The 24,698-nt window shown below is 58.7% G+C and carries 20 protein-coding genes and 4 pseudogenes; 14 read left to right on the plus strand and 10 right to left on the minus strand.

All coding sequences use genetic code 11. The features are described from left to right. The first annotated feature begins 108 nt into the window (after positions 1 to 108). Positions 109 to 1,068, plus strand: a complete 960-nt coding sequence (locus ACMFWR_RS31870; protein ID WP_413197409.1) for a LysR family transcriptional regulator — start codon at positions 109 to 111, stop codon at positions 1,066 to 1,068. A gap of 89 nt (positions 1,069 to 1,157) precedes the next feature. Here ACMFWR_RS31870 and ACMFWR_RS31875 read toward each other — a convergent pair whose 3' ends face one another. Continuing rightward, a complete protein-coding gene (locus ACMFWR_RS31875) occupies positions 1,158 to 2,318 on the minus strand; it encodes an alpha/beta fold hydrolase (protein ID WP_413197410.1) in 1,161 nt (386 codons plus the stop codon). A gap of 110 nt (positions 2,319 to 2,428) precedes the next feature. On the opposite strand from ACMFWR_RS31875, the gene ACMFWR_RS31880 reads away from it, so the two are divergent. Together ACMFWR_RS31880 and ACMFWR_RS31885 are read left to right on the plus strand one after the other, a co-directional pair. Then, complete coding sequence (locus tag ACMFWR_RS31880; protein WP_413197411.1) at positions 2,429 to 3,361, plus strand: LysR family transcriptional regulator; 933 nt, start codon at positions 2,429 to 2,431, stop codon at positions 3,359 to 3,361. 267 nt (positions 3,362 to 3,628) lie between these two features. Next, the gene (locus ACMFWR_RS31885) at positions 3,629 to 4,297 is read left to right on the plus strand and encodes a LuxR C-terminal-related transcriptional regulator (RefSeq protein ID WP_413197412.1); all 669 of its coding nucleotides are present in this window, start codon (positions 3,629 to 3,631) and stop codon (positions 4,295 to 4,297) included. An 865-nt stretch (positions 4,298 to 5,162) separates the two neighbouring features. Here the strand turns inward: ACMFWR_RS31885 and ACMFWR_RS31890 are convergent. Next, positions 5,163 to 5,447 (minus strand): IS110 family transposase, encoded by a 285-nt coding sequence (locus ACMFWR_RS31890; protein ID WP_413197413.1) that lies wholly within the window; start codon positions 5,445 to 5,447, stop codon positions 5,163 to 5,165. 185 nt (positions 5,448 to 5,632) lie between these two features. Here ACMFWR_RS31890 and ACMFWR_RS31895 point away from each other — a divergent pair, with 185 nt between their 5' ends. Together ACMFWR_RS31895 and ACMFWR_RS31900 are read left to right on the plus strand one after the other, a co-directional pair. After that, positions 5,633 to 6,064: a carbonic anhydrase gene (locus ACMFWR_RS31895; protein ID WP_413197414.1), complete on the plus strand. Its 432-nt coding sequence runs from the start codon at positions 5,633 to 5,635 to the stop codon at positions 6,062 to 6,064. A 794-nt stretch (positions 6,065 to 6,858) separates the two neighbouring features. Beyond that, on the plus strand, positions 6,859 to 8,463 hold the full coding sequence (locus ACMFWR_RS31900) for a diguanylate cyclase (protein WP_413197415.1): 1,605 nt from the start codon (positions 6,859 to 6,861) through the stop codon (positions 8,461 to 8,463). A 31-nt stretch (positions 8,464 to 8,494) separates the two neighbouring features. Here the strand turns inward: ACMFWR_RS31900 and ACMFWR_RS31905 are convergent, their stop codons facing one another. After that, positions 8,495 to 10,600 carry an ATP-binding protein gene (locus ACMFWR_RS31905; protein WP_413197416.1) on the minus strand — a complete coding sequence of 702 codons (2,106 nt, stop codon included), beginning with the start codon at positions 10,598 to 10,600 and terminating at the stop codon, positions 8,495 to 8,497. A 206-nt stretch (positions 10,601 to 10,806) separates the two neighbouring features. Here ACMFWR_RS31905 and ACMFWR_RS31910 point away from each other — a divergent pair, with 206 nt between their 5' ends. After that, complete coding sequence (locus ACMFWR_RS31910) at positions 10,807 to 12,741, plus strand: PAS domain S-box protein (RefSeq protein WP_413197417.1); 1,935 nt, start codon at positions 10,807 to 10,809, stop codon at positions 12,739 to 12,741. Between the two features lie 94 nt (positions 12,742 to 12,835). Here the strand turns inward: ACMFWR_RS31910 and ACMFWR_RS31915 are convergent, their stop codons facing one another. Beyond that, positions 12,836 to 13,087: a DUF6723 family protein gene (locus ACMFWR_RS31915; protein WP_413197418.1), complete on the minus strand. Its 252-nt coding sequence runs from the start codon at positions 13,085 to 13,087 to the stop codon at positions 12,836 to 12,838. 679 nt (positions 13,088 to 13,766) lie between these two features. Between ACMFWR_RS31915 and istA the strand changes: the two genes are divergently transcribed. The 4 genes and pseudogenes from istA to ACMFWR_RS31935 all read left to right on the plus strand — a co-directional run. Beyond that, positions 13,767 to 14,792 (plus strand): IS21 family transposase, encoded by a 1,026-nt coding sequence (gene istA, locus ACMFWR_RS31920; RefSeq protein ID WP_413193415.1) that lies wholly within the window; start codon positions 13,767 to 13,769, stop codon positions 14,790 to 14,792. Further along, complete coding sequence (gene istB, locus ACMFWR_RS31925) at positions 14,789 to 15,586, plus strand: IS21-like element helper ATPase IstB (protein ID WP_413193416.1); 798 nt, start codon at positions 14,789 to 14,791, stop codon at positions 15,584 to 15,586. The genes istA and istB overlap by 4 nt, the downstream gene beginning before the upstream one ends. A gap of 648 nt (positions 15,587 to 16,234) precedes the next feature. Further along, positions 16,235 to 16,816 carry a ParB-like protein gene (locus tag ACMFWR_RS31930; RefSeq protein WP_413197419.1) on the plus strand — a complete coding sequence of 194 codons (582 nt, stop codon included), beginning with the start codon at positions 16,235 to 16,237 and terminating at the stop codon, positions 16,814 to 16,816. A 345-nt stretch (positions 16,817 to 17,161) separates the two neighbouring features. After that, positions 17,162 to 17,545 (plus strand): annotated as a pseudogene (locus tag ACMFWR_RS31935) (glutathione S-transferase family protein); the annotation flags it as partial. 776 nt (positions 17,546 to 18,321) lie between these two features. Here ACMFWR_RS31935 and ACMFWR_RS31940 read toward each other — a convergent pair. The 4 genes and pseudogenes from ACMFWR_RS31940 to ACMFWR_RS31955 all read right to left on the minus strand — a co-directional run. Then, positions 18,322 to 18,651: pseudogene (locus tag ACMFWR_RS31940) on the minus strand (MFS transporter); the annotation flags it as partial. Further along, positions 18,648 to 18,977: a hypothetical protein gene (locus ACMFWR_RS31945; protein ID WP_413197420.1), complete on the minus strand. Its 330-nt coding sequence runs from the start codon at positions 18,975 to 18,977 to the stop codon at positions 18,648 to 18,650. The gene ACMFWR_RS31945 and the pseudogene ACMFWR_RS31940, both read right to left, overlap by 4 nt. Before the next feature lie 2 nt (positions 18,978 to 18,979). Next, positions 18,980 to 19,543: an isochorismatase family protein gene (locus ACMFWR_RS31950; protein ID WP_413197421.1), complete on the minus strand. Its 564-nt coding sequence runs from the start codon at positions 19,541 to 19,543 to the stop codon at positions 18,980 to 18,982. Between the two features lie 28 nt (positions 19,544 to 19,571). After that, positions 19,572 to 19,682: pseudogene (locus ACMFWR_RS31955) on the minus strand (MarR family transcriptional regulator); the annotation flags it as partial. 35 nt (positions 19,683 to 19,717) lie between these two features. On the opposite strand from ACMFWR_RS31955, the pseudogene ACMFWR_RS31960 reads away from it, so the two are divergent. Continuing rightward, positions 19,718 to 19,833 (plus strand): annotated as a pseudogene (locus ACMFWR_RS31960) (DUF3363 domain-containing protein); the annotation flags it as partial. 307 nt (positions 19,834 to 20,140) lie between these two features. Here ACMFWR_RS31960 and ACMFWR_RS31965 read toward each other — a convergent pair. Continuing rightward, positions 20,141 to 21,046: a LysR substrate-binding domain-containing protein gene (locus ACMFWR_RS31965; protein WP_413197422.1), complete on the minus strand. Its 906-nt coding sequence runs from the start codon at positions 21,044 to 21,046 to the stop codon at positions 20,141 to 20,143. A 116-nt stretch (positions 21,047 to 21,162) separates the two neighbouring features. Here ACMFWR_RS31965 and ACMFWR_RS31970 point away from each other — a divergent pair, with 116 nt between their 5' ends. Together ACMFWR_RS31970 and ACMFWR_RS31975 are read left to right on the plus strand one after the other, a co-directional pair. Beyond that, on the plus strand, positions 21,163 to 22,092 hold the full coding sequence (locus ACMFWR_RS31970) for an NmrA family NAD(P)-binding protein (RefSeq protein WP_413197423.1): 930 nt from the start codon (positions 21,163 to 21,165) through the stop codon (positions 22,090 to 22,092). Further along, positions 22,089 to 23,246 (plus strand): epoxide hydrolase family protein, encoded by a 1,158-nt coding sequence (locus tag ACMFWR_RS31975; RefSeq protein WP_413197424.1) that lies wholly within the window; start codon positions 22,089 to 22,091, stop codon positions 23,244 to 23,246. The genes ACMFWR_RS31970 and ACMFWR_RS31975 overlap by 4 nt, the downstream gene beginning before the upstream one ends. A gap of 195 nt (positions 23,247 to 23,441) precedes the next feature. Here ACMFWR_RS31975 and ACMFWR_RS31980 read toward each other — a convergent pair whose 3' ends face one another. Next, the gene (locus ACMFWR_RS31980; protein ID WP_413197769.1) at positions 23,442 to 24,005 is read right to left on the minus strand and encodes a TetR/AcrR family transcriptional regulator; all 564 of its coding nucleotides are present in this window, start codon (positions 24,003 to 24,005) and stop codon (positions 23,442 to 23,444) included. A 164-nt stretch (positions 24,006 to 24,169) separates the two neighbouring features. On the opposite strand from ACMFWR_RS31980, the gene ACMFWR_RS31985 reads away from it, so the two are divergent. Then, a complete protein-coding gene (locus ACMFWR_RS31985) occupies positions 24,170 to 24,607 on the plus strand; it encodes an ester cyclase (protein ID WP_413197425.1) in 438 nt (145 codons plus the stop codon). Positions 24,608 to 24,698 lie beyond the last annotated feature (91 nt).

Raw genomic sequence — 24,698 nt, forward strand, 5'->3', positions numbered from 1 at the left:
GACCCAATCCATTGTCCTTAATGCCTTCGACTTGCACTAGACGCCTCACCAGCAATCTTCATTTGCACCAAACGCCATACCTGGGTAGTTTTCGACTATGCTGTGTGCATGTCACGTGTCGATCTCAACCTCCTGATGGCGCTGGATGCGTTGCTGAGTGAACGCAGCGTAACGCGCGCTGCGCGTCGGCTGAAACTCAGCGTCTCCGCCATGAGTCGTACGCTGACGCGCCTGCGCGAGGTCACGGGTGATCGCCTTCTGTTGCAGGCCGGTCGGACACTGGTGCTCACTCCGTATGCCGAGCAATTGAGCCAGCGTGTTCCCGCTCTGGCGCGCGAGGCCGAAGCGACACTGAGCCGTCCCGAGCATCGATTCGATGTTGCCACCCTCAAGCAACGCTTTACGTTGCGAACAGGTGAGGGCTTCATCGATTTGCTCGGCGCGACCCTGACGGATCGGATTCACCGTGCGGCGCCTGGTGTGCAACTGCGCTTCGCGCCCAAGGCGGACTGGGACGCTCAACCGCTAAGAGACGGCTTGATCGATTTGGAAATCGGCATCGTCAAGACCGCGGCTCCCGAGATACGTACGCGGTTGCTCTTTCGCGATCGCTACGTGGGTGTGTGCCGGATCGGCCACCCTCTGCTGCGCAATCGTGTTGTCAACGTGGAGCGGTGGAGTGCGTATGGCCATGTGATGACCTCGCGCACGGGCGATGCCGAAAGTCCGATTGACGCGGCCCTGGAATCGCCAGGTTTGCGACGGCAGGTGCGCATGGTGGTGGCGTCCTATACGAGCGCCATGCAGCTCGCTCGTCATTCGGACTTGCTCGCCGTCGTGCCGCAGTCCTGCCTGGGCAATGCCTTCATGTCGGACTACGCGGCTTCCAACGGCTTGCAGGGCTTCGAGCTTCCGTTGGACATACCCGCCTTCAACATCTCGGCGATCTGGCATCCTCGCCTCGATCACGATCCGGCTCATCGATGGTTTCGCGCCGAAGTGCAGGAGCTGTGCACGGAGGCTTATCCGCCACATCCGACGCTCGATTCATCGCGACCTTGTCCCTAGCGCGGTCCGCCCTTAGGAGAGGATTCATTCGCTCCCGACTGACGGCGTTACCCGCGGTGGAAAGACGAAGGAAGTTCCGGAAACGGCCATCAGTTCACCCCAGATGGATTCGCGATTCTAAGCCGCCAGCCACCGTCGGGGCCCTTCTCCATGACTTGGGTCGCAGTCCCCTGTTGCACGTGCTTCTGGCCGTCGGATAGCGTGATGCTGAGAGTCCAGTCCAGTAGAACGAGTGCGATCTCGCCGCTAGACAGTACAAGGCGCACGGTATTCCGAATATGCGGTCGCATCGCCAGCAACTCGGCAAGCGACCGACGTAGGTCGCCCGGGCTCTCCACGAGGTCACCGTTCGTCATCCGCATAGTCGCGTTATTGCTAAATACGCGGAGCAACGCATCGAGATCGTTTGCGTTCATCGCCGTATCGAAGGCGGCCGGGACGTCCGCAGGTGCGTTGCACGTTACAGATTCGTCTTCAATCGCAGCGACAAAACTTGCGATGCGCTGCGCAACCTCCGCTGGTGCTTCGAGCGGCGACAGGTGCCCGATGTCGGGAAGGATGTGCATCGCTGCATGCGGGATGCGCGGCAACAGTTCAGTCTGTAACGTCGCGACCCGATCCACCTGATCCCGCTCTCCCGAGATGACGATGGTCGGCACAACGATGGACGCCACCGCTGCGGAGATATCTTCGCGCATAGCGATCTCGGGCCACGCAGCCTTCGCTTGCGGTGCAGCCTTCAGGCTGTCTTCGATGACCTGTTCGCGGCACGCGGCATCGAGCGGTCTCGCGGTGAGGACGTTGTCGATCACAAATTCGACCGTTTCGCGTGACTGGTAAGCGCCCGACAATGTCGCGCGTTCCTCCTCGGAGAGAAGCATGGGCGAGGGCGGCGACGGTGCGATCAGCACCAGACCTTCAAGTCCCTTGGGCCGCCGCGACGCAATGAGTTGCGCGACCTTGCCGCCCATCGAATGTCCGACGAGCACGAAGCGCTTTAAACCCAGCGCCTCGATCACGCCCTCGGCGTCGTTCGCCAGATCCTCAATACGGTAGCCATGCGCGGGTGCATCGGAGTCGCCCCAGCCGCGATGGTCCGTGGCCACCGTGCGGTATCGGTCCGGCAGCGCCTTCGTAACCTTGTCCCATGTGCGCGACGATCCGCCATAGTAGTGCAGGAAGAACAGCGCAAGCTCTCCGCTGCCGCGCTGCGCGATGTGAATCCGTATGCCGCTCGTTTCGATGTCCAATTCGTGCTCCTTGCTGGTCAGTACGAACATCGTAGAGCCGCTCAGGTGATTTGATAATTGCTCGCATATTGGCGATAGCCGATAATCCCGCTATCGAATCAGGTGACGACATGGATCGACTGACAAGCCTCGGCGTGTTCGTTGCGGCCGTGGAAGAAGGCAGCTTCGCGGCGGCCGCACGGCGTTTCGGGCTTTCGCCCGCGATGGCAGGCAAGCACGTAAGCGAGATGGAGACGCGGCTGAATGCGCGACTGCTCCAACGCACGACGCGGCGCCTGAGCCTGACGGACACGGGCCAGGCTTACTACGAGCGTTGCAAGCAGATTCTCGAGGCATACGACGAAGCCAACCGCGAGGCGAGCGATTCACATGGCACGGCGCGGGGCGTCCTGCGTGTCGCTGCACCCGTCACATTTGGTGCGATGCATCTCGGGCAAGTCGTTGCACGCTACGTCGAGGACTATCCGCAGGCGAATGTCGAGGTCGTGCTCGGGGATCGTTATGTCGATCTGCTCGATGCGGGCATCGACGTCGCAATCCGGATCGGGCGACTTGAAAATCAGGCGCTGGTAACACGCCGGATTGCCCCTTGCCGGATGGTTATTTGTGCATCCCGCGCGTACGTCGATCGGCATGGAACGCCGCGCAAGCCGCGCGATCTGCTTCAGGCGCCCAGACTCGCGTTCAGCGACGCGGTATCCGCCGGGGACTGGACGTTGTTCGATGCGAAGGGCCGGGGGCATTGTATCGAAGGACCTGTGCGAGCGTCGGCCAACAACATGCAGATACTACTGTCGGCCGCGCTCGCCGGCGCCGGCATCGCGTACGGCCCGACATTCGTCTTTGGAGAGCATCTGCGGAATGGGGAACTCGTCGCGCTACTGCCGGCATACCGTGCCACCGAGCTGGCAGTGCACACAGTCTACCCGAGCGCTCAACGGATACCGTTCAAAGTGCGGCGGTTCGTCGACTACCTTGCCGAAGCGTTCGGCGATGATCCGCCTTGGGATGATTGGAGCCTGAGAAAAACTGCCAGAAACTGAATTTGAAGTTTGTCGTTTCTCGAATCAGATTTGACCTTTTCGCCGCGTTTGTGTGCTGCCGAGAGTTGCTTTCCGTGCTTTCCGGAAAGTGATTTGGCGTGCGAATTCGGCGCGCCTCCGAGGTAGGAGTATGTGCCAGGCATGTCCGTGCGCCGACGTAGACAGATCAAACCATGCCACTGTTTCGGGTACAGGAATTGCCATTGCGATGGGTATGCATTTGCGCCAGGAGTCGAATATGGGCGCCGCCTACGACGTGAGGGGACAATGTGCAAAGTCTTGCTGATTTTGGACAATTCGATCGTGCAGTATGGAATGCGGCATTTGCTCTTGACCGATGACACGATTGATTTAATTGGAACCAGCGCATCGTTGTCCGAGGCTACGGATAACTTAAGATCAAGCCGTTGGGACGCTGCGATTGTTGATCTGGTATGGTCCGGTCTTGAGCGGGTGGAGGTCGTAAGGGTGTTGGCGCGAGCGAATCCTCATTTGAAGCAAATCCTTCTTGGCGGACGAGCCGACGGGAAGTCTGTCAAGGCGGTACTGAAAGCCGGTGCGAGCGGGTATCTTTCCTACGCGACCGCGTCAGACGAAGCTGTTTCAGCAATACGTCGAGTCTGCAAGGGCGGGCGATACCTAAGCGCTGACATGGCCGAAGCACTAGTGACCGTTATGGACGCGCCCGAGATTGATCGACCTCTCCACGCGACTCTTTCAGAACGAGAGTTGCAAACTCTGCGCTTGCTCGGGTCCGGATGCAGATTGACGGACATCGCTGCGCGTCTATCGCTTTCAGTCAAAACCGTGAGCGTGTATCGCTCGCGGATCGTGGAGAAAATGGGATTTAAAGACAACGCGCAAATGACTTTGTACGTGGTCAAACACGGGCTGCTGGCCACAGCGGGCACGGAGGATGGACTAATCGAGCATTGAGTGGCCGGTGTGGTTTTCGTGCTTCCAACTGCAGGGCTTGGTAAGCGCTCCTGTGCGCCGACGGACCCACGAGAGGGCGTTTCCGGGACGAGGGCACAGAATACCCTCCTGACTCGTCGCCGCGATGAAAGCGGCGAAAACCGTCGGTCTCAATTTGTGGGCGATGCGGCGCTCAAGCTTCAACGTGCTATTGCAACGCACTTGATAAAACTGCCTCGGTTCTAGGAACGCGATACGGCCAACGCACCGTTCAATGTGCATGCAATGACGGTGTTCGGCGCGCGGGGGCGCTTCGTGCTGACAACGCATATGCGCGTAGGCGCGAAATGCGGCGTTTGCCGTAGTACAAGGTCGAAAGGTGCTTCCATTTGATGTGGCAGAGCGAGGGCAATGGCTCGTAGAGCTGGCGAGGCCGATTGCAGCAAGGAACGATGGCGTTGTCTCCGTAAGTGAATTGCGAGGTATCTGGTTACTTCACGGTGGCGATGCCGAAAGTCTTGTGAAGGCAATTGATTATTGCCTAAGTCATAATTTGCTGACTGAGCGAGGATTCGCGTATGTTGTATCTGCGATGACGCGCTCAGCGTAATGCAGCATCAGCCTCCGGCGATCGTTAGTCCCCAAACTCGCCGACGCGCACGTCTCGATGTTTTCGATGATGAGCTTTGGGTGATTGATCATCGCGGCTCGCGTAGAACCCACAGAAGTTTCAGCGAGGCGGCGGCGTCCAGCCAATCGCGCCTTATGCTTCGGTCACCGAGATACGAGAGCGACACCGAATTGCGGAAAATCCACCCGCCTCGGCCAACACCGCTGGCATCCGCCGAGCGAACAACCCCCGCCCCACCGGTACGACAATGCCGTGTTAGAGGAGGAGCGCCCGCATCTGGTTGACGACCGCAGTGCGTTCGATGATGCAGCGCTGGCGCACGCGGTGTAACGCTTGGAGTTCCAACTGATCTGTCGACTTGAGCGGTACACATCGCATGCTTCCGCGACTGGCGGCTTCGGCAATCGCTTGTGCGTCGTTGAAATCATTCTTGTTCGACTTTAGATACGGCTTCACGAATTGAGCCGGAATGATGCGCACCGTGTGACCGGCCTGGTGGAAGCGCCGCCCCCAAAATTGCGAGCCAGGACATGCTTCCATTGCAGTTACACATCGAGACGCCGTGATCGTTCACGGCCGCTCTCCTTTAGGTGAACACGCACAGTATCGCGCAGGAGGTGGGGCAGACCATTCCATTAAGCGGCGAAGGACACGGCGTTTCAGGAAGACTCATATCTGCGCGCTTCCTACTCTATCCCGGCCCATCAACTCGATTGGAGCGGCAGATGAAGGAAATCATCCAAGGGCTTTTGAAGTTTCACCGAGACGTCTACGCGTCGCAGATAGAGCTCTTTCGAAAGCTCGCTACTGCGCAGAAACCCACAGCGCTATTCATCACGTGTTCTGACAGTCGCGTCGTGCCCGGAATCATGACACAGCGTGGCCCCGGCGACATCTTTGTTATTCGAAACGCAGGCAACATCGTGCCCGCATATGGCGGCGAGCCAGGTGGCGTATCTGCCACGGTTGAATACGCTGTCGCTGCGATCAAGGTCACATACATTGTGGTGTGCGGTCATTCCGATTGCGGAGCTTTGACACCTTCCAGGTCTAACCAGCGCGATTCGTTCGCTGATATTGGCATTTTTCTCTCCGCAGGTTCAGCTTCCTTCAATCGAAAGTATTCCGACTTCGACTTTTGTTCCGCTGTTGGGTAAATGCAGGGCTGCCATGAGGGCGGAAATTCATCACTTGTAACTGCATTGCTTCCACGGTAGCTCGCCCCCAAACTGACTCCAACTTAACGGCATTCGTGATTGAACTTGTTGCTGTCGTTTGCGGCCATTGACCCACCTTGCTCCCGGACCGCCGAAGCTCGCTTTCGCAAAGGATGTGCCACACTCGGAGGGGCAATTGTCGACGACCATGTGGTGGAAGAGAATAAGGAGTCGTTCAGCACCGAGCTGCCCAGCTTCAACTGATGCTGGTATGTGTCCGGCGGCGCCCAACCCGCTCGAAAACCTGTTGGAGGTGCTTGCGAACAGTCTCTCCGGCGTAATGCAAGTCGACCTTGCTAAGTTCAGACGGGACCCAGCAAATGTACTGATATAGTCTGGCGACCGGTTGGTCGCCGTCTTGGAGGCGAACCATCTGTTGTTCTTCCTCGTGTCCCCGGATTTCGTGGCCCGGATGGCTGAACTGCGGGCGATAACTGCTATCGGCGCTTATACGCTCTCACCTAACGTCATTGGTCGGCTCCGTGAAGGTCAAGGTCGACAACGTGCGGTGCGTGGGGTGCTCCCTGCAAGTGATTCAACCGCCAGAGCGAACAAATGCTGGCGCCGCCGGGCGGTCGCGCCAACCGCGCCGCGGTCCAATGAAAAGAAGCATATCTCTGTCTTCTTTAGGCGAATCAGACAGCTTTCCGATGCAGCATAATGGCGTTCCATTGCCTGGCTCCGCGCTTGCTCTGGCCCTGCGCATGCTCAGGAGACAACTAAGACATTAGACCGTGCGTCAGCACGCGCAACTTAAGAGGCAGCCCGCCGTCTGGGGCACCGCAGCGTCGCGCACATCGGGCATCTTCTGCAACGATATGAAAATACGACTTGCGAAATACCGGCAGGCTGCCGGGAGGCATGCCGCCGACATAGCCGTTTTCGGTTCGGCAGTTCTCGTCATCGTGCTACTGACAATCTGCGCGATGGTCTTACTGGATTCCCGACGCGACGCTATGCAAAGCGCGGAGGCGGTGAGCCGAGACCTGGCGACGGTGGCCGAACGAGACATTCAGCGCAATCTGCAAATCATCGACTTGTCGCTGACAGCGATGGTGAGTGGCGCCGAAGACTCCGACGTCATGCGTCTGCCGCCGAAGCGGCGCAATGCCATCTTGTTCGACCAGGCGCTCACAGCGAAATATGTGGGCGAGGTCCTGATACTTGATGCCGATGGGAATGTCACTGCTGATTCCGGCCATCTCCTGCCGCGCATTCAGAACTACGCGGACAGGGATTACTTTCGAGTTCAACGCGCCAACCCGGATATGGGGCTTGTTATTAGTCGCCCCGTCGTATCGAGGTTGACCCACAACAATTCACAGTTTGTGGCCCTGAGCAGACGAATCAATCGGGCCGACGGCTCGTTCGGGGGCATTGCCCTCATCACACTGAACGTTGATTACTTCCGCAATCTGTTTGCCGACCTCGATATCGGGCCGCACGGCGCGGTAGCGTTATTTGACAAGGACGGCGCAACCATTTTGCGCCTGCCGCTCAGAGACGGGCTCAGCCCGGTCACCAGCGGCGCGAACTTCGGCTGGCTCGCGTCTTCCGAGGCGGGCGCCTTCGTTGGCCGCTCGTCATCTGATGGCGAGATGCGGCTCTTCGTGCACAACAAAATTGAGCCGTTTAGTTTGGTGCTTGTGATTGCAACGGCGGAGCGCGACATCTACGCCGCTTGGCATCGCCGAGCGGTAGCCATGGGAGGCGCCATTGTCTTGCTTGCAGTGGGCTATCTGTTGCTCGCGCAATTGCTGGCAAGCGAGCTCAAAAGGCGAGCGAAGGTCGAAGCGGAACTGCGCACCTTGTCGCACGTCGACGCGCTCACGACCTTGGCAAACCGACGGCATTTTGACGAGGTGCTCGAGACGGAGTGGAACCGAGCTCTCCGTGAAAAGAGCCGGCTTTCGGTGTTGTTCGTCGACGTCGACTATTTCAAACAGTTCAACGACCGGTACGGCCATGAACGAGGCGACAACGCGTTGCGCTCAGTCGCGCTTGCGTTGAAGCAGTCGGTGAAGCGTCCAGCGGACTTAGTTGCACGCTATGGCGGGGAAGAATTTGCGCTTGTGCTACCCGACACCGATGCAGCCGGCGCGCTGGCGATTGCACACCGGGTACTAACCAGTGTTGAGGCGCTTCAGATATTCAATGAGGCGAGCGAGCATAAAGTTGTCTCGGTCAGCATCGGTACTGCGACCACAGGGGGCGACCGCGAACACAGCTCGCCAACGGCGTTGTTGACAGCAGCCGACGCAGCGCTCTATCGCGCAAAGCGTAACGGGCGCAATAGAATCGAATCGATGAAGCACGCACGATTGTCATCGGTCGCCTGATGTCGTCGGAGAGCGTTCAGCGGGCCGCCGCTCATAGCGCTTTGCTTTCGAGATAGGGGAAGAGTAGCTGCATATCGAATGGCTTCGGCCATACGGTGATGCCCAGTTCCCGAGCACGCCTGAGCTCGGATGCGAATCCTGTCATGAGCACCACGGGCTCTTGCCGGCGGTTTGCCACCATCCACTCCGCGAGCCCTAAGCCATTGACCTTGCCTGGCATTTGCACATCGGAGAGGACAAGGGTGAACCTCTCCCCACTTCCTAAGCGCACAAGGGCGTCATCCGCCGTTGTCACATGCGTGGCTTTAGCTCCGTACTCTGAGAGCAGCGCAACCATACCGTCGGCGACGTCCTGATTGTCCTCGACTAGCAAAACGTGCGCGCCAGAGATGTCGGCGGCTTGTGCTTCGATTGGCGGCGAGCTCGACGCTTGCCAACGTGGAAAATACATGCTGACAGTTGTTCCTTCGCCTCGGATGGACTCTAATTCCGCATGGCCGCCGGCTGACTCGCACGCTGCTTGTAATTGGGACAGCCCAAGGCCCGCCGAGTCGCGTTTAGTCGTGAAGAACGGGTCGAAGGACCGCGCTTTCACAGATTCGGTCATCCCTTCGCCGTTGTCCGACATGCGGATGACGACCCATTCGTCATCGCTGTCGTCTTTGACGTTTTCCGCCCTAATGAACAGTACTGCGACCGACGTGGTGGAACTAGCGTCCGAAGCGTTAAGCGCCGCATTGATGACCGCAAGCTCCAGCTCGGTCGGGTCTACTTGAAAGGGCCAGAGGTCGTCGGGGACATCGACAGCCACGCGCATTGGAGCCACCGTGCCCTGAATGCTAGGCAACGCTTGTCCAAGCCAAGAGGCGAAGTGCAGGGGCTGGGGATGAAGGGGCAATTGGCGAGTTACGCTGAGCAACCTGCGTCCGAGCGCGCTCGATTGCGCAGTCGCTTTCAGCGTCGCTTCAACTTCATGTTTGACGCCCTGATAGTCTTTCGCTCGCGCCACCAACATCTGCCTTGTCACTGCTGCCAGGAGGTTGTTCACCTCATGCGCAACGTGCGAGACGAGATTTGTCAGCGCGCCCAGGCGCTGCGTTTGCATGGCTGCCGCCTCGGCATGAGAACGGCGCAACGTTTCTTCGCCTAATCGAATCAAAATCGCCTGCTCCGCGCTGACGCGACGAAGGGAGAACACGACCAGAGTCCAGACGCCGGCACACGCCGCGAGTACCAGAGCACTGACAGCCGCGAAGGGGTACAGCCATTTTGCAAAAACGGCGTCGGTCGAATAGCCTGCTGCGACGTAAAGCGGATAGTCGCCGACCTTTTTAAAGGAGACGATGCGCCGGCGTTCGTCGACGGTGGAGCGCATCAGCATTTGGCCGGATAGACGGTTATCACGAATCGCCTTCATGAGCAGGCTATCACCGCGCAACGCGCCCACCGGAGACGGTGGCATTCTAACCAAGACGGTCCCATCGAGCCGGTAGAGGCCGAGCGCGACTGCGTCGTCGCCTCGCGACAGCGCTTGGTAAAACCTCGAGAAATACTGGATGTCGAGCGCCACGGAGATGACGCCAAGGAAGCGCCCGCGCGGGTCCCTTCGTATCCGCATGGTCGTAAAAATGGGACTCTTTGAAACCGCTGCGGTCAAGGGAGGGGACACGTAGATATCGGTGCTCAAATCGCGCGTCGCTCGGTAGTCGGCCCGGTCGCCAATATTCACTTCAGGCACAGGGTAATAGCGACTGTTCACGAGCAGCGCGCCCGATTGGCCCCAGATTGAAACGGAGTTGACTTGCGGGTAGCCCCTGCAAAATCTGTCGAGGGTGTCGTGCAATTGCTCTTGGCGAGCAGCGAGTTCTGCGTCGTTGCTCGACCCGACGAGGTCGCTCGTGCGTGACGCGATTTGAAAGTCGAGGTCGAGGACTTTAAGCGCCTGTTCTTGGGCGACGTCGCTCAAGCGGTCCGCCAGGTCCACGGTCTCGCTTCGCACTCGCTGGTAACTGAAATATCCGAACGTCAGCAGAAAAAGCAGGGGCACCGCGACCGAAATCGCGAGTGCGAGCCTGAGAGCTTTCCTCGTTGCCGACAAATTCTGCGCGGTTCTCCGCGTCTTCAGGTCGTCGTCCAATCTACACCCCGGAACAATCGCGACGGGTGTAAGCATATTTCGCGCCATGGGCTTCGCAAACGCCGCCTGCGCGCCGGAAGGTTGTGCGAGCTGGCTCGTCTACGGGACTGCTCGAATCCACTTGTCCAATGTTTGTCCAGATGAATGTCTCTGGTAGGATGGTGACGCCTAACCTCGTCTCAATTCGTCTTTAGCCACGCAAACGAATGAAATCTGGACAGTCTTTGTCGTCATTGTCGCGTTCCGAGGCGCTGCAGATTCTCATAGACGGGGTTCGTGATTACGCCGTCTACATGCTGTCGCCGACGGGACATGTCGTGAGCTGGAACACAGGGGCTCAACGGTTCAAGGGGTACACCGAGCCGGAAATCTTGGGACATCACTTCTCCCGTTTTTACACGGAAGAAGACAGAGCGGCCGGCATGCCGCAACGCACCTTGCGTATCGCACTTGAGGAAGGGAAATTCGAATCGGAAGGTTGGCGTCTTCGCAAAGACGGCACGCGTTTCTGGGCTAGCGTGGTAGTCGACCCCATTCGAGACGAGGATGGTGAGCTCGTAGGCTTCGCCAAAATCACGCGCGACATTACCGACAAGCACGAAGCGCAGATAGCCCTTCAGGAGAGCGAGCGGCAGTTTCAACTCCTCGTTCAGGGAGTCACGGACTACGCGATTTTTAAGTTGTCTCCAGACGGTATTGTGACCAACTGGAACCTGGGCGCAGAGCGAATCAAGGGCTACAAAGCGCACGAGATAGTCGGCCAGCATTTCTCGAAGTTCTACACGCCGGAAGATATCGAGCGTGGGCTGCCGGCGACGGCGCTTGCCACCGCGCGTCGCACAGGCAAGTTTGAAAACGAAGGATGGCGCGTCCGCAAGGACGGCACACGATTCTGGGCGCACGTCGTCATTGACGCCATCTTCGGAGCTCAAGGCGAGGTGCTCGGTTTCGCCAAAGTGACGCGCGACGTGACCGAACGCAAACTCGCGGCCGAAGCGCTCGAGGCTGCCAATGCTGCGCTGTTCCAAGCGCAGAAGATGGATGCCTTGGGGAAGCTCACCGGCGGGGTCGCACACGACTTCAACAACTTGCTTGCAGTCATATCCAATAGCCTCGATGTGCTCTCTTTGCGCGAGCACAGCCACACCGACCGGAAGCTTCTGGACGGCATGCGCCGAGCCACCGAGCGCGGCGCCACCTTGACCCAGCAGCTTCTTGCATTCGCCAGACAGCAGCCGCTCCAGGCCGAGCAGCAAGATTTGCGTGAGCTCGTGACGACGTTCGAGACCGTTTTGCGCCGCGCGGTCGACAGCTCCATCGAAATGACTGTTGAAATGGAACACCAGCCAATGGTCGTGTCCATCGACGCCGCTCGGTTCGAGGCCTCACTTTTAAACCTCGTGGTCAATGCAAGGGATGCAATGCCTCGGGGTGGTCGGATTTCAGTCCGAGGCGACGTCGTCAGCTTAAAAGACCGCGAAATCGCAGAGCTACCGAGCGGACGATACGTCTTGCTTCGGGTTGCAGACACCGGCGAAGGCATGCCGGAGGAGGTCATGCAGCGAGCGTTTGAGCCGTTCTTTACGACCAAGGATGTCGGCAAAGGGACGGGCCTAGGACTCAGCCAAGTGTACGGCTTCATTGCCCAGTCTGGAGGGCACGTCACCATTGAAAGCAAGGAGGGATTCGGAACGACGGTTTCGCTGTATCTACCTATTGCCGACAGCGGGGAGGAGGTGCAGCCTGTTATCAAAATCCGGCACCGTCCCGAGTTCGCCCTCATCGTTGAGGACGAACCCGACCTTCTCGATTCGGCCACGACGCTATTTCAGACTATCGGCTTCGAGACGTTGGCAGCTGCCAATGCAGACGAGGCACTTCGTCTTCTCGAATCACATCCCGTTGATGTGCTGTTCACGGACGTGGTTTTATCCGGAGGGACCAGCGGGCTGGCGCTGGCAAGGACGGCGGCGGCGAAGTGGCCATCGGTCCAGACAATTTTGGCCTCGGGGTTTCCGGTCCGTGTCCTCGAAAAGGAGCACGGCTCTCTGTCCGGATTCACATTTGTCGACAAGCCCTATCGGCTCGCCGAAATATCGAGGATGGTTCGTACGCGCGTCGGGCGTGGGGTCCGGGAATAGTCGCCAATATTGTGCACGCATCCCACTGTGACGCGTGCCTTTTTGAGTGTCTCGGGCTGCGCGATACGCCAGTGCGTGGGCCGTGCTTCGCTGGTCATGATTCTGGTGTGGCTATGTCGTTGGCCACGATGCGCTCTCCCAATGCCTGCGCGGCCGCCTTCGCTTCGTACCCCGTCCGGTAAGGCCCGATAACGTCGGCACCGTCATATGGGTAGATGGTCTTTCTGGGATGGCGAACTACTGTTAGCCTGCCGACGTACGACGTGCTATTCACCACCGCGTATCCCGTCACAAGCTCATAGTCGTCGAGGGTGAAGGATTTTGGTTGCGGAGGTTCTGAACCCATGTCCCAGTTCCATCTGCGCGTGGCACGTCCTCGTCGGGCTTCAAGATGCTGTCGCTCTACGCGTCGAATGTTCGCGACGAACTCGCAGCCGGTCAGAGTGACGCCGAGGCGTTATCGGTGAAGAAATTACAGCAATGACGCCGACCCCAGGGTCATCGTTTTCGACTGTAATGTACGTAGCAGCGCGGAGCAAGGGCGCGTCCCGGCATGCTGTTTCGACGGGCAACGATGTCCGTGTCCCGCCGTCGGAAGGTCAAGTTGAGCCCATCGCATCTGTGACGGGCCTTCAGGCCGAGTCAGGTCCTCCCGGCTTAGGCGCGGATATCGCGGTGCCGCACGATTGTGAATTCGTCAGCACACGTACTCGTAGCAAGTCGAGTTGACGCATCTCGTCCTGCGGTTCGAATTTTCCTGAATGGAGGGGCAACGGGAAGTTGCACCATCTTCACCGGAGGTCGCGATAAAAATATTCCAAAATGCAAACTCTTCGGACCGTCTCAATATCGTTCCGGGCGCATCAAGCCCGGCGTACACAGGCAGCAGTCTAGTCACCCGACTTCCCCGTCGCCTTTGTCAGCGGCACTGGTAAATTGATACACAGTCGGCACTGAGGAATTGATACACCTCGACGAAGGGATAATGGCCGCTTTGAGCGGCGATGGTCTCGTACGAGGGATACATGCAGATCAAGATATTGCACAAACAGGGCAAGAGCCTTCGCGCCATAGCTTGTGAGGTTGGCTGCTCAGTCAACACGGTGAGGAAGTACTTGGCGGCGCAGGACGCGCCGACGTTTCGGCCTGCAACGACGCCACGTGAGTCGATACTGGTTCCGTACGAAGCCTATCTACGAGAACGCGTAGCGGCAGCGGCACCCGAGTGGATTCCGGCGACAGTCCTGTGGCGCGAGATTCAGGCGATGGGGTTTGGCGGCGGCGAGCGGGTCGTGCGCAAATTCGTGGCTACGCTGCGCCCCGCGCAACCACCCGATCCGCTCGTGCGATTCGAAACTGCTGCAGGCGATCAAATGCAGGTGGATTGGGTCGAGTTCCGCAGGCGCAAAGGTGCGAACCTGTTCGCGTTCGTCGCCACTCTCGGCTACAGCCGCGCGGCGTACGTCGAGTTCGTTTCCGACATGCGACTCGATACTTTGCTGACGTGCCATGCCAATTGTTTCGATTGGTTCGGCGGCGTGCCTCGGCGAGGGCTCTACGACAATATGAAGACTGTCGTAGTTGAGCGAGACGCATATGGTCCGAAGCAGCATCGCTTCCAACCTGGGTTTCTCGACTTTGCTCGGCACTATGGGTTCCAACCCGAGCTGTGTCAGCCGTACCGCGCCAAGACCAAGGGCAAAGTCGAACGGATGAACGGCTATTTGCGCCGCAGTTTCTACGTACCGTTGGCCGCTCAGTTCAAGGCGGCGAGTGTTGAGCTAGACGTGACGACAGCCAACACTCAAGTGTGGCGCTGGCTGCGCGAGGTCGCACACATGCGGGTACATGGGACAACCAAGCTCAAGCCGGGCGAACAGTTGCTTGTGGAGCAGAAGGCATTGCAGAGTCTGCCGCCGCCGTATCCGGCCTTGTTGCCAGCAACGACGCCGGCGAGCGGGCAAGAGTTGCGTGAGCGATTCCACGACTGGCTCTCTCCGCTGCAGCACCCGCTGTCGGTGTATGACCAGTTGATTCGGGTTGCCGCATGAACGTCGCACATGAACGTGTGGCGCAGCTATGTGCCCAACTCAAGCTCTCGACGGTCGCTGACGTGCTGCCGCATTTGGCTCAGAAGGCCATCGCCGACGAGATCAACCTGACCGAGTTCCTGGAGTCGGTGTTGAAGGCCGAGCACACGGCGCGGCTCGTGCGGCAGCGAGCGACGTTCGCACGCCTGGCAGGCTTCCCGGCGATCAAGACTCTGGATGGCTTCGACTTCGCCATCGCTAGCGGCGTGCCGAGATCGCAGGTTCAAGAGCTGTCGAGCCTTGCCTTCCTGGAGCGCAACGAGAACGTCGTATTGCTCGGACCGAGCGGCACGGGCAAAACGCACATCGCGATGGCACTGGGCTATGCCGCGACGCAGGCGGGCATCAAGGTGCGCTTCATCACGGCGGCGGATCTGCTGATGATATTGACAACGGCGCATCGACAAAATCAGCTCGGCGACGCGCTCAAACGATTCGTGAATCCGTACCGACTGTTGATCATCGATGAGATCGGATACCTGCCCATGAGTCGCGAGCAAGCCAACCTGTTCTTCCAGGTGATTGCCAAACGATACGAGCGCGGCAGTCTGATCGTGACCAGCAACCTTCCGTTCGGGCAATGGGATCAGACGTTCGCCGACGACGCAACGCTGACTGCCGCGATGCTTGATCGGCTCTTGCATCACGCTCACGTCGTGGCCATCCAAGGGGAGAGCTACCGGCTACGCGAGAAACGACGGGCCGGGTTGGTCTCGAAGAGATCGGCTGTGCCAAAGGAGGACGACGCCCACTGAGCGCGGCCGGCACCGCAATAACACCACAAATCGGTGTATCAAATCTAAAGTGCCGATGCCGGAAGTCGCTGTATCAATTCCGGAGTGCCGTTGACACCTTTGGGTCCGCTGCTATCGTCGTCGCTATCTGGGTGATATCCGGGCCTTTCTTCCGTTTTCGGAAGGTCCTGTCGCGCTGCTTGGTAACGTGCATGATGGCGTCTTTGCCCGCATTCCCGGCGAGCCGCGTGGCGTGCTCCGCATGCCGCATTATTCGGCATTCGCGTTGCTGACAAATCCAATTCGAGCATGCCACCGCCCGAAGCAGAAACGGTTCACCACGGTAACGCAATGTAGCGGTCCGCCGGCCTGCCGTCTCTGTCGAAAATGGAGACAGCGGCCGCTCCCGCACCACGTTTTCCCAGAATGCCTCGACCTTGGTAGGCCTCTTGAAGCGAATGACAGACGTACTTTCAAGGGGGGCCAGCCTTCATGTAGGCGTCTTGATGTTGCGTTGTCTCAACGCGATTGCCGCATGGCATGTGAGCGCAATTGCACCGGGGCATCGCCTGCGGTGAACGCCCCGGCAAGCCCTCGGCTCAATGTGTTGTCGGCGGTACGTCCTTTGCTTCGTCGCGGCTAGCTGACACGCGAGAAGGAAGCGACGAAATGGATGCGCGACTCGACCAACTTCGGCCGACACAGGCTGTGTACGGACTCAAGGAAGTCCAGCAAAAGGCTCAGGAATATGAGCGCCTTGGCGAGCACGACCTGCAAATGGCCATTGCGGAAAAGCCAATACCCGTGGTTTTGGGACCGGACGACCGTTTGTATGTCATCGACAATCATCACGTCGCCGCGGCGCTGTGGAGCATAGCCGTGGAATCGGTCCCGTACGTGCTTGAACTCGAGCTGTCCAAGTGTTCGTTCTCGGACTTTTGGCTACAGTTGGAGGACCGGAAATGGACGCACCCCTATGACAAGGACGGCCGAAGAATCGCTTTTCAGGACATGCCCGAGACCCTTGTTGATATGCAAGACGACGATTTTCGTAGCTTGGCCGCTGCGGTGAGAGACCGCGGCGGGTTCGAAAACACTGGGGCTGCACTGGCCGAATTCCGATGGGCTGACTTCTTTCGCGCTCGAATCCAGCGCCCCTCATCCGATGCCGAATTTGCATCAGCGATTCGGGCAGCGATGAATTTGGCGAAGTCAAAAGAAGCTCGCGGGCTGCCGGGATATCTGGGATGAATCCTCCCGCCGGCGCTTAGAGGAGTCAGCCGCTTCCATTTAACCGACGTAATGCTTGACCGAAGCAACCGAGGGCGCAACCGTGCCCCACCGCCATGCCGACCGCTTGTTCGTTCGAGGCATCAACGGTGCATAGGCGTTGGGGCTGGTTCCATTTGACTCCCTCTTGGAAGCAGACGCGGCTTCTCGAAAGACCATTCAGGACCTGTTCGTCCATTCGCTCTCTAACATCTATAGTTCGGAGAAGCGACTCACGCGTGCGCTAAACACGCTGGCTCGACCAGCCTCGTCCCTCGATATAATCTAGACCCCAACTTGGAGGATTAAACGCATGTCGACGTACAAAGAGTTGCTTGCCACATCCTGTACCGAATTGTCACCGCCTTCCATGTGCTGCACACCGGTCTCGGCTTCAAGCTCGAGCTGACTAAGAATGAGGCATGGGGCGAGCATTGCCGCAAGGAAGCATTGGCCCGCGCCGCGCTGGTCAACAAGCATCTGTCAGACGGCCGTAAATGGTTACTCGGTGGCGAAGAACCCACTTTTGCAGACATCACGCTCGCAACCGCGATCGCGTTCTCGAAGTTCCCGGTGAATGCTACTCCACTCGATGAGCGCTTCGAATTCCTGAATGCCTACTGGAAGCGTTGGCAACAACGCCCGAGCGTCAAGGCCGCCTACGCCGACCGCCAAAGTGGCATCCCGGAACTCGACAACGTTACGGTGTGAACGAAGAGTGAGAGCTGGCTGCCGAAGGTCAACGAACTTCGTCTCGCCGACTTGATGCACTGCCCTTGGCGGCGGGCGTTTTCCTTTTCCGGCGCAACCGAGTCGGCCTGCCGACTGCTGTCCGTCTCAAATCCGCAGCCATTTTGGACGTTCGCCTGCTCGTCGGTAACGTCGACTCGTGAGACTTCATCGGCCACTGAACGCTATCGACCGAACCATTTTTGCACAGACCGTCTCCTGAGCAATCGCAGTGATGTGAGTGATGGCACTTGGAAGCTGGTGGAATGCTCGTTGCTGTGTAGTACACCGGCCAGGGAGCTATCGCTCGTGATACTTCGAGAGTTTTGCGAATGACTGTGCCAGCCTCTCCTCGCAAAGCAGCGCAGACCGCAGAGCCGAGTTTCGGCGTCTCGCTCACCTCGGTCATCCGGCAGGTAGACTTCGATAGTTCACGCCTCTGCTGCAGTCCATCCAGTGCCCTGAAATCAACCGCGACGTCGTCCCTATCGACAATCACCGCCCACATCCGACGTATCGGATTCGTTGGGTCGGTGCTCGCCGCTACATCCTATTCTTATGCAAGCCTCCTGACGTCGTATGCCTACCCGCTTTTTTAGGCGGGCTGCTGTGCCCGGACGTTCACGGGGCAAATTCGCGCTTCCCCAACTTCAGATAAAGCCGAACGGCGTTTACGCGGTCTTCGTACGAGTGCATGGACTACCTCTAGGTAGTCCAAGTTTTTTCGCACCCTCAGTGGGTCAGTTTTGCTCGCACCTTAGCTGGACGCTACCCGTGACGGTGAGAAGCCCCAGCACCAAGGCAAGAACGCCCATCGTCGCCTGGGTCGCTATCAGGAGCTTGCGCTGGTTGTAGTGATCGGCCGCGAAGCCGGTCCAGGGAAGGAGCAGGAGTTGTGGGCCGAACTGGAGCGCCATGACCGTGCCCACGGCCGATGCATTGTGACGGGTCAGTTGGGTGAGGGCCAGCCAGTCCTGAGCCGTGCGCTGCATCCACGTCCCGACGTTGGAAACCAGGGCCCCGGCCGCCCAGATCCGGTAGTTGACGTTTCTCAGCGAACGGAAGACGCCCGTTGCCGCCGCGCTCATGAATGCTCTGGCGTATCGCCGCCGTGGAAGCGGCCAAATAGCCGCGCGGATAGTAGCCCGATGGCCAGGATGCCGAGCCCGAATGCGATGGCGTCGCTCGTGTGCCTCAGGTCGAAGTCACCGATGCGGCAAATGAGCGCGTAGTCGATAGCCAGATTGAAGAACCCCCAGAGCACGTTCACCGTTGATGAGGATAGCCCTTGTCCTGACGGTTTCGCGAATGGGCTCTGGAATGGTTCTCCCATTATGCCGGCGACGAAGTGCGGCGCAGCGTTCGTGAGAAATGCACCGCCGAAGAAGTAGGAGACGAGATGAAGCCATACCATTTTCAGGCGCTCCTTTTTGACAGCAGGTCGATGACGTCTTGAGCCGTGCCCGTTTCCCCCAGTTCCGGAAAAACGTTCTTGATGCTGTAGTCATGCGCCTCGGAACGTGCGTCCGTCATGGCGTCGAGGGCCAGGGTGACATTGAAGCCATGCTCGTACGCCTGACGCGCGGTCGCCTCGACGCCAGTCCCGGTGGCGACAGCCGTGATGACGATCTGGGTGACGCCCAGTGTCTTTAGCTGGTTTTCGAGACCGGTGTTGGTGAACGCGCCCCAGGTTCGCTTTGTCACGACGATATCGCTGGGCTGCTGATTGAGTTCGGGGATGAAGTCAGTCCACCCCGCCGGGAACGATCTGCTGTGGCGCGGTCGCTCGGTACGCCCCGGCGCTATGCCGGCGACGTTGACGAGAACGACTGGCAGGCCGCGTTCACGAAATGCATCGAGCAGCGCGCGCGCACGATCCACGATCCCGTCAATGGGATGAATGAAAGGGGAGCCGACGATGGCTTTTTGCAGGTCAACGATGACAAGGGTGGTATTCGGGGCGAGCGTGGTAAGGGCCATGCCATTGCCTGAAACGGATGGTGTTGGTTCAGAATTCGGCGAGGCGCTGCAGCAGCTTCACTGCAGCCACGAGTTCGCCTTGTTCCTGAGGGCATAGTTGCGCCTGCAGAGCACGCATCAGCCAGTCTGTCTGCGCTGCGGACGCGCAAGTTCGGCAGGAGGGGCCACGGTTAGCGCGCCACTGGCATCTATCGGCGTTCCATCATGCTTGCCACCGGAGCTACGTGGTGCTCGATGACGGCGTGGGCTTCTCGCTGGTACCGTGGAAGCGGATGATCGAACAGCGGCTGGACCTATAACTCGCTGCGCGGTGCGCCGTGTTCGCCGTCCTGCGAGATTGGACGGCAGCGACCTTCCCCTTACTGGGCTAATCGAGAAACGTCATTCGACGGATGAACTCGGTTTCTGCGCAGCACCGGTCGCCGCTTGAAGAGGCGTCTCATCGCAACGGCGGAGTTCGGTGCCAATGCCGGACATTTGACCGGCAAACGGGCGGAGAATTCGAGGATCCGTGGAAGCAAATTAGCGACGCTCGGTCCGTGATTTTGTTCCGCGAGTCTCTTGCCGCTAACGACGTGCTAGCCTTCGCCTGCCGGACTACGGTTGCCATTCGCGCGAGGACGTTAGCTGCACTGTATCGAGGTGACGAATAAGTGCATCAATGAAGGCGCGGACCTTCGCTGACATGCTGCGATGTGTCGGATACAGCGCGTGAAGCTCAATGGGTTGCCGTCTCAATGACGGGAGTACTCGCACCAGGGTACCTGCCGTCAAGGCCGGCGCTGCGAGGTAGCTTGGAAGAAAGCCAATCCCGCCGCCGCTTTCAAGAACGATCTTCTGCACAGCCACGTCAGGGATGATTGCCCTACCGCGCGGCTGTATGGTCAGTCCCGTTTGGCCATCCTGAAAAACCCAACTCGTGAGTGCTTCCCGAACGACGAGCCTATGTCCATGAAGTTCAGCTGCCTCCATCGGAACGCCCGATCGCGCCAGGTAGGATGGACTTGCGCATAGCCACAATTCGACCGGTGCCAGTCTGCGCGCGATGAGCGACGAGTCAGGAAGTGTGCCGACGCGCACCGATACGTCGATACCTTCGCGCGCAATGTCGACGTAATTTGAGTCCGTGGTTATCTCGACAGCCAGCTCCGGATACCGGTCGAGAAACTCAGGCAGCATGGGCGCAATTAGTCCCTGTGCGAACGATTGCGTCGCGTTGACGCGCAAAAGTCCGCGAGGTTCCCCCCCGTAGCCATCAATGATCGCTTGCGCTTCCTGCAGGTCGTGAACTGCCCGCGACGCGTAGGGCAGCAGCAGTTTTCCCGCGTCAGTTAGCCTGAAGTGGCGTGTGGACCGGTCAAAGAGCGCTGATCCAATCTCCGTCTCTAAACGTACGAGCGCCCGGCTTACGGACGATTTGGGGGTCTTCAGCGACCGTGCCGTGCCTGAAAGGCTTCCGCTGTCAGCCAATCGAAGAAATATGATGAGGTCGGCCTGGTCCATTTCGTGTCGTTTTCCGGAACAGCGAGTCGCGATTTGGCTATCTTATGTGCAAACGCGGAACAACCTAGACTTCTTCTCAACGTCATGCACCCGCATCGCGAGGAACCGAGGAAGTCATGGAAAACACACGCACGAGCTATCTGGTTGCTAGCGCCGGCGGCAATCTTGGACACCGGATCATTGATGCGTTGCTTCGCACCCGGCCCGCCAGTGAGATCCGTGCGGGTGTTCGCGGCGGTTCAGTAGGCAAACATGCCAATCGCGCAAGGGGGTGGATAGCGAACGGCGTGACCGTCGTCAATATGGACCTGGACGACCCGCTCAGCCTTAAGCACGCCTGCGCCGGCGTCGGTACCGTTATTTCAGCAGTTCAGGGGGGCCCTGAGACCATCATTGATGGCCAGTCCCGTTTGCTTGAGGCAGCGCTCGCGTCGGACGTCGGGCGATTTGTTCCGTCGGACTTTTCTGAGAACCTGTTTTCAATTCCTGAAGGCATTAACCCCTATCTCGACATGCGGCGGACCTTCGATCGCGAGATCGCGCCGAGTGGCATCGGCTATACCCACATCCTGAACGGTGGATTCATGGAGGCCGTGTTCTCCAGTCCTGGCCTGATCGACGCCGATGCGGGCACGATCACTTACTGGGGCGACGACGAAGTGGCCCTCGATTTCACCTCCGTGAGTGACGTTGCAGCCTGGACAGTAGCTGCTGTCGAGGATCCGGCGTCGGACAACCGGATGGTGTCCGTGGCAGGCGACCGCCGCACCATTGCCCAGATTGCAGATGACTATGCAGTTGCAACGGGCAAGGAGCTTCATCGGGTGCGTCGAGGCTCGATCGCGGACGGATATGCCGAACTACGGCGAATGGCGAAGGCCGGTGCTCATCCGATGGCAATGCTGCCGCTGCAGTATCTGCTACCCATGATGTCGGGCGAAGGGACCTTGCGCGACATCGCCAATGACCAATATCCGACAGTGCGGCCGACATCTCTCCTCGACTTCATGAAACGTCACTACGCAACCAAAGGTAGCAAGCGATGAGCAACCTGATCCAGCCGTTTCAGCTCAATGTGTCCGAGCACGAATTGTCCGATTTGCGTGAGAGGCTGCAGCGGGTACGCTGGCCAGACGGTGAAACCGTCAATGACACGAGCCAAGGTCCGCAACTTTCAAAGCTGCAGGCACTGGTTGCGCATTGGATAGAGGGTTACGACTGGCGTCGCTGCGAGTCGATGTTGAATGACTTCGGACAGTTCAAGACGACCATTGAGGGACTAGACATCCACTTCCTTCACATTCGGTCACCAGAACCTGATGCGATTCCATTGCTGCTGGCGCATGGTTGGCCCGGCTCTGTACTTGAATTCCGCAAGGTGATAGCGCCGCTCAGCAATCCCGCTGCACATGGCGACGATCCGAGGCAGGCGTTTCACCTTGTCGTTCCGTCGATGCCAGGATTTGGGTTTTCTGACAAGCCACGTGAACCTGGGTGGGACATGTTGCGCATTGGGCGTGCTTACGTTGAACTGATGCGACGGCTTGGGTATGACCGTTGGGCTATGCAGGGTGGCGATCTTGGCGCAGGAGTGACCGACGAAGTCGCGTCACTGGCGCTCCCGGAGCTTATCGGTATCCATCTGAACTTCGCGATGTTCATGCCCACGCAGGACGAAATGCGCGACGCGACGCCGGATGAAGAGAGCATGCTCGCCAGTGCTCGGTATTTCTGGAGCACGCTATCCGGATACGCCCAGGTGCAGCAGAACCGACCGCAGACGATAGGCTACGCGCTCGCAGATTCTCCGGTCGCGCTGGCAGCGTGGATTTATGCAATGTTCCAGGACACGTGCGGCACTGCAGGCAACGCAGAAGCTTCCTTCACGCTCGACGAAATGCTCGACGACATCATGTTGTATTGGATACCCAATACGTCGGCTTCGTCAGCTCGACTGTATTGGGAACTGAAGCGATCCAACTGGTCCTCTGCGGCTCGTCTCGATCGTCCCATTGCTGTGCCGTCTGGATTCACCATGCTCGCTGGTGAACAGGTGCGAAAATCGCGGCACTGGGTTGAAAGACGGTATAGCGACGTGCGGTACTTTGCCGAACACGAGCAGGGCGGCCATTTCGCTGCGTTAGAAAATCCGCATGCTCTGGTAAGCGATATTCGCTCGACCTTTGCGAGCCTCCGTTAAAGACGAGCCAGACGAAGAGGTGCGCTTCCTTGCCTGTTCAATGCAGCAATCGTTTGTCAATCAACGTATGGGGTGAACTCCGATCGCGGCACGTCGCACGAGTTTCAGCACCTACTGTTCACGTACTGTCACGCCGCATGGATTGGCCGGCGTGAACGACTTGATCGGAATGGTCTGAAATAGTAGAAAGATCGGTCATCCGAACAGCCCGCGGACAAGCAATGCCACCCGGGCCAGCCGCGTGCTGTGCTTGATCCGGCCTGAGCTTTCGAGCTGAGCTAGCCCATGAAGGGCTGCCCAAAACGTCTCGGTCGCCACGTCGACATCCAGACTCGATGGCACAACAGCTGCAAGCACCTCGAAGGCTTTTCTAAGCTCAGACCTAGTGTCGGCCTCTGCGAAAAGCAGGTCGGTCGGCATCATGAACATAGCCTCGTAGAGCGCGGGATTTTCGCGAGCGAAGTCGAGATATGCGGTCGCAACGCTTTCGCACGCCCGGCGGGAATCAGTTGATAGGTGCGCTGCTTGATGAAGCACCGTCTTGATTTCGCGAAAGCCTTCGAGCGCAACGGCGCTGATGATCGCGTCCCGGTTCCTGAAGTGGGAATAGAGAACAGGCTGGCTGTACTCGATCTCGTCAGCCAGGCGACGAACTGTAACGGCGCTCCAGCCCTCCGCCTCCGCAATTTGTCGGGCCGCCGCCGTGATGCGCTGTTCGCGTGCTTCCCGGTCCCTGTTCTTGCGCTCGGCGACCCCCATCACTGATTCCCTCAGGAGTTTCTGTGGCTCGTAATTATACCAGCGCTTGAACATGTAGCGTTGCTAGTTTATGATTCTATCACTGCTAGATATTCTTGCCTCGATATAGCCTTGAAGCAGGCAGCGATTTGAACCACGCCCCTAACCGCGAAAGGACTTCATCCATGAACAGCACTACTTCCCCTGATTTGACCAGGCTCGGCTACCTCTTTGCCGAGATCATGTCCAACCACGATGTATCGCGCCTCGACGAGATCAAGGCCCCGAACTACGTGAACCACAATGCATTCGCCGAGCCGGGACTGGAAGGCTCCAAGAAAGTACTCGGGGCCATCATCGCGGGCGTTCCCGACCTAAAGGTGACCGCGGAAGACGTTTTCGTTTCAGCCGATGGCTCGCGTGTAGTCGGTCGCTATCGCTACGAGGGCACCCACACCGGCAACCTTCTCGGCTACCCCGCGACGGGGAGGCCCTTCGTCATGCGTTCGATCGACATCTGGCGGGTGCAACACGGTCGCTTCGTTGAACACTGGGACGAACTCAACACTCTCGAGGTCTTCATCCAGATCGGCGCTGTTCAGCCGCCCATGCAGCCTGCCTAAGCTTCGGGGTTGAGAAACAATGCGATAGGAGTTTCAGCATAAAAATCTTTGAGCTTCGGGTGCAAGCGCTCGGTACTGCGGAGATACACGC

It is taken from the genome of Pararobbsia alpina, assembly GCF_965118125.1.
GTDB classification, from domain to species: Bacteria; Pseudomonadota; Gammaproteobacteria; order Burkholderiales; family Burkholderiaceae; genus Pararobbsia; species Pararobbsia alpina_A.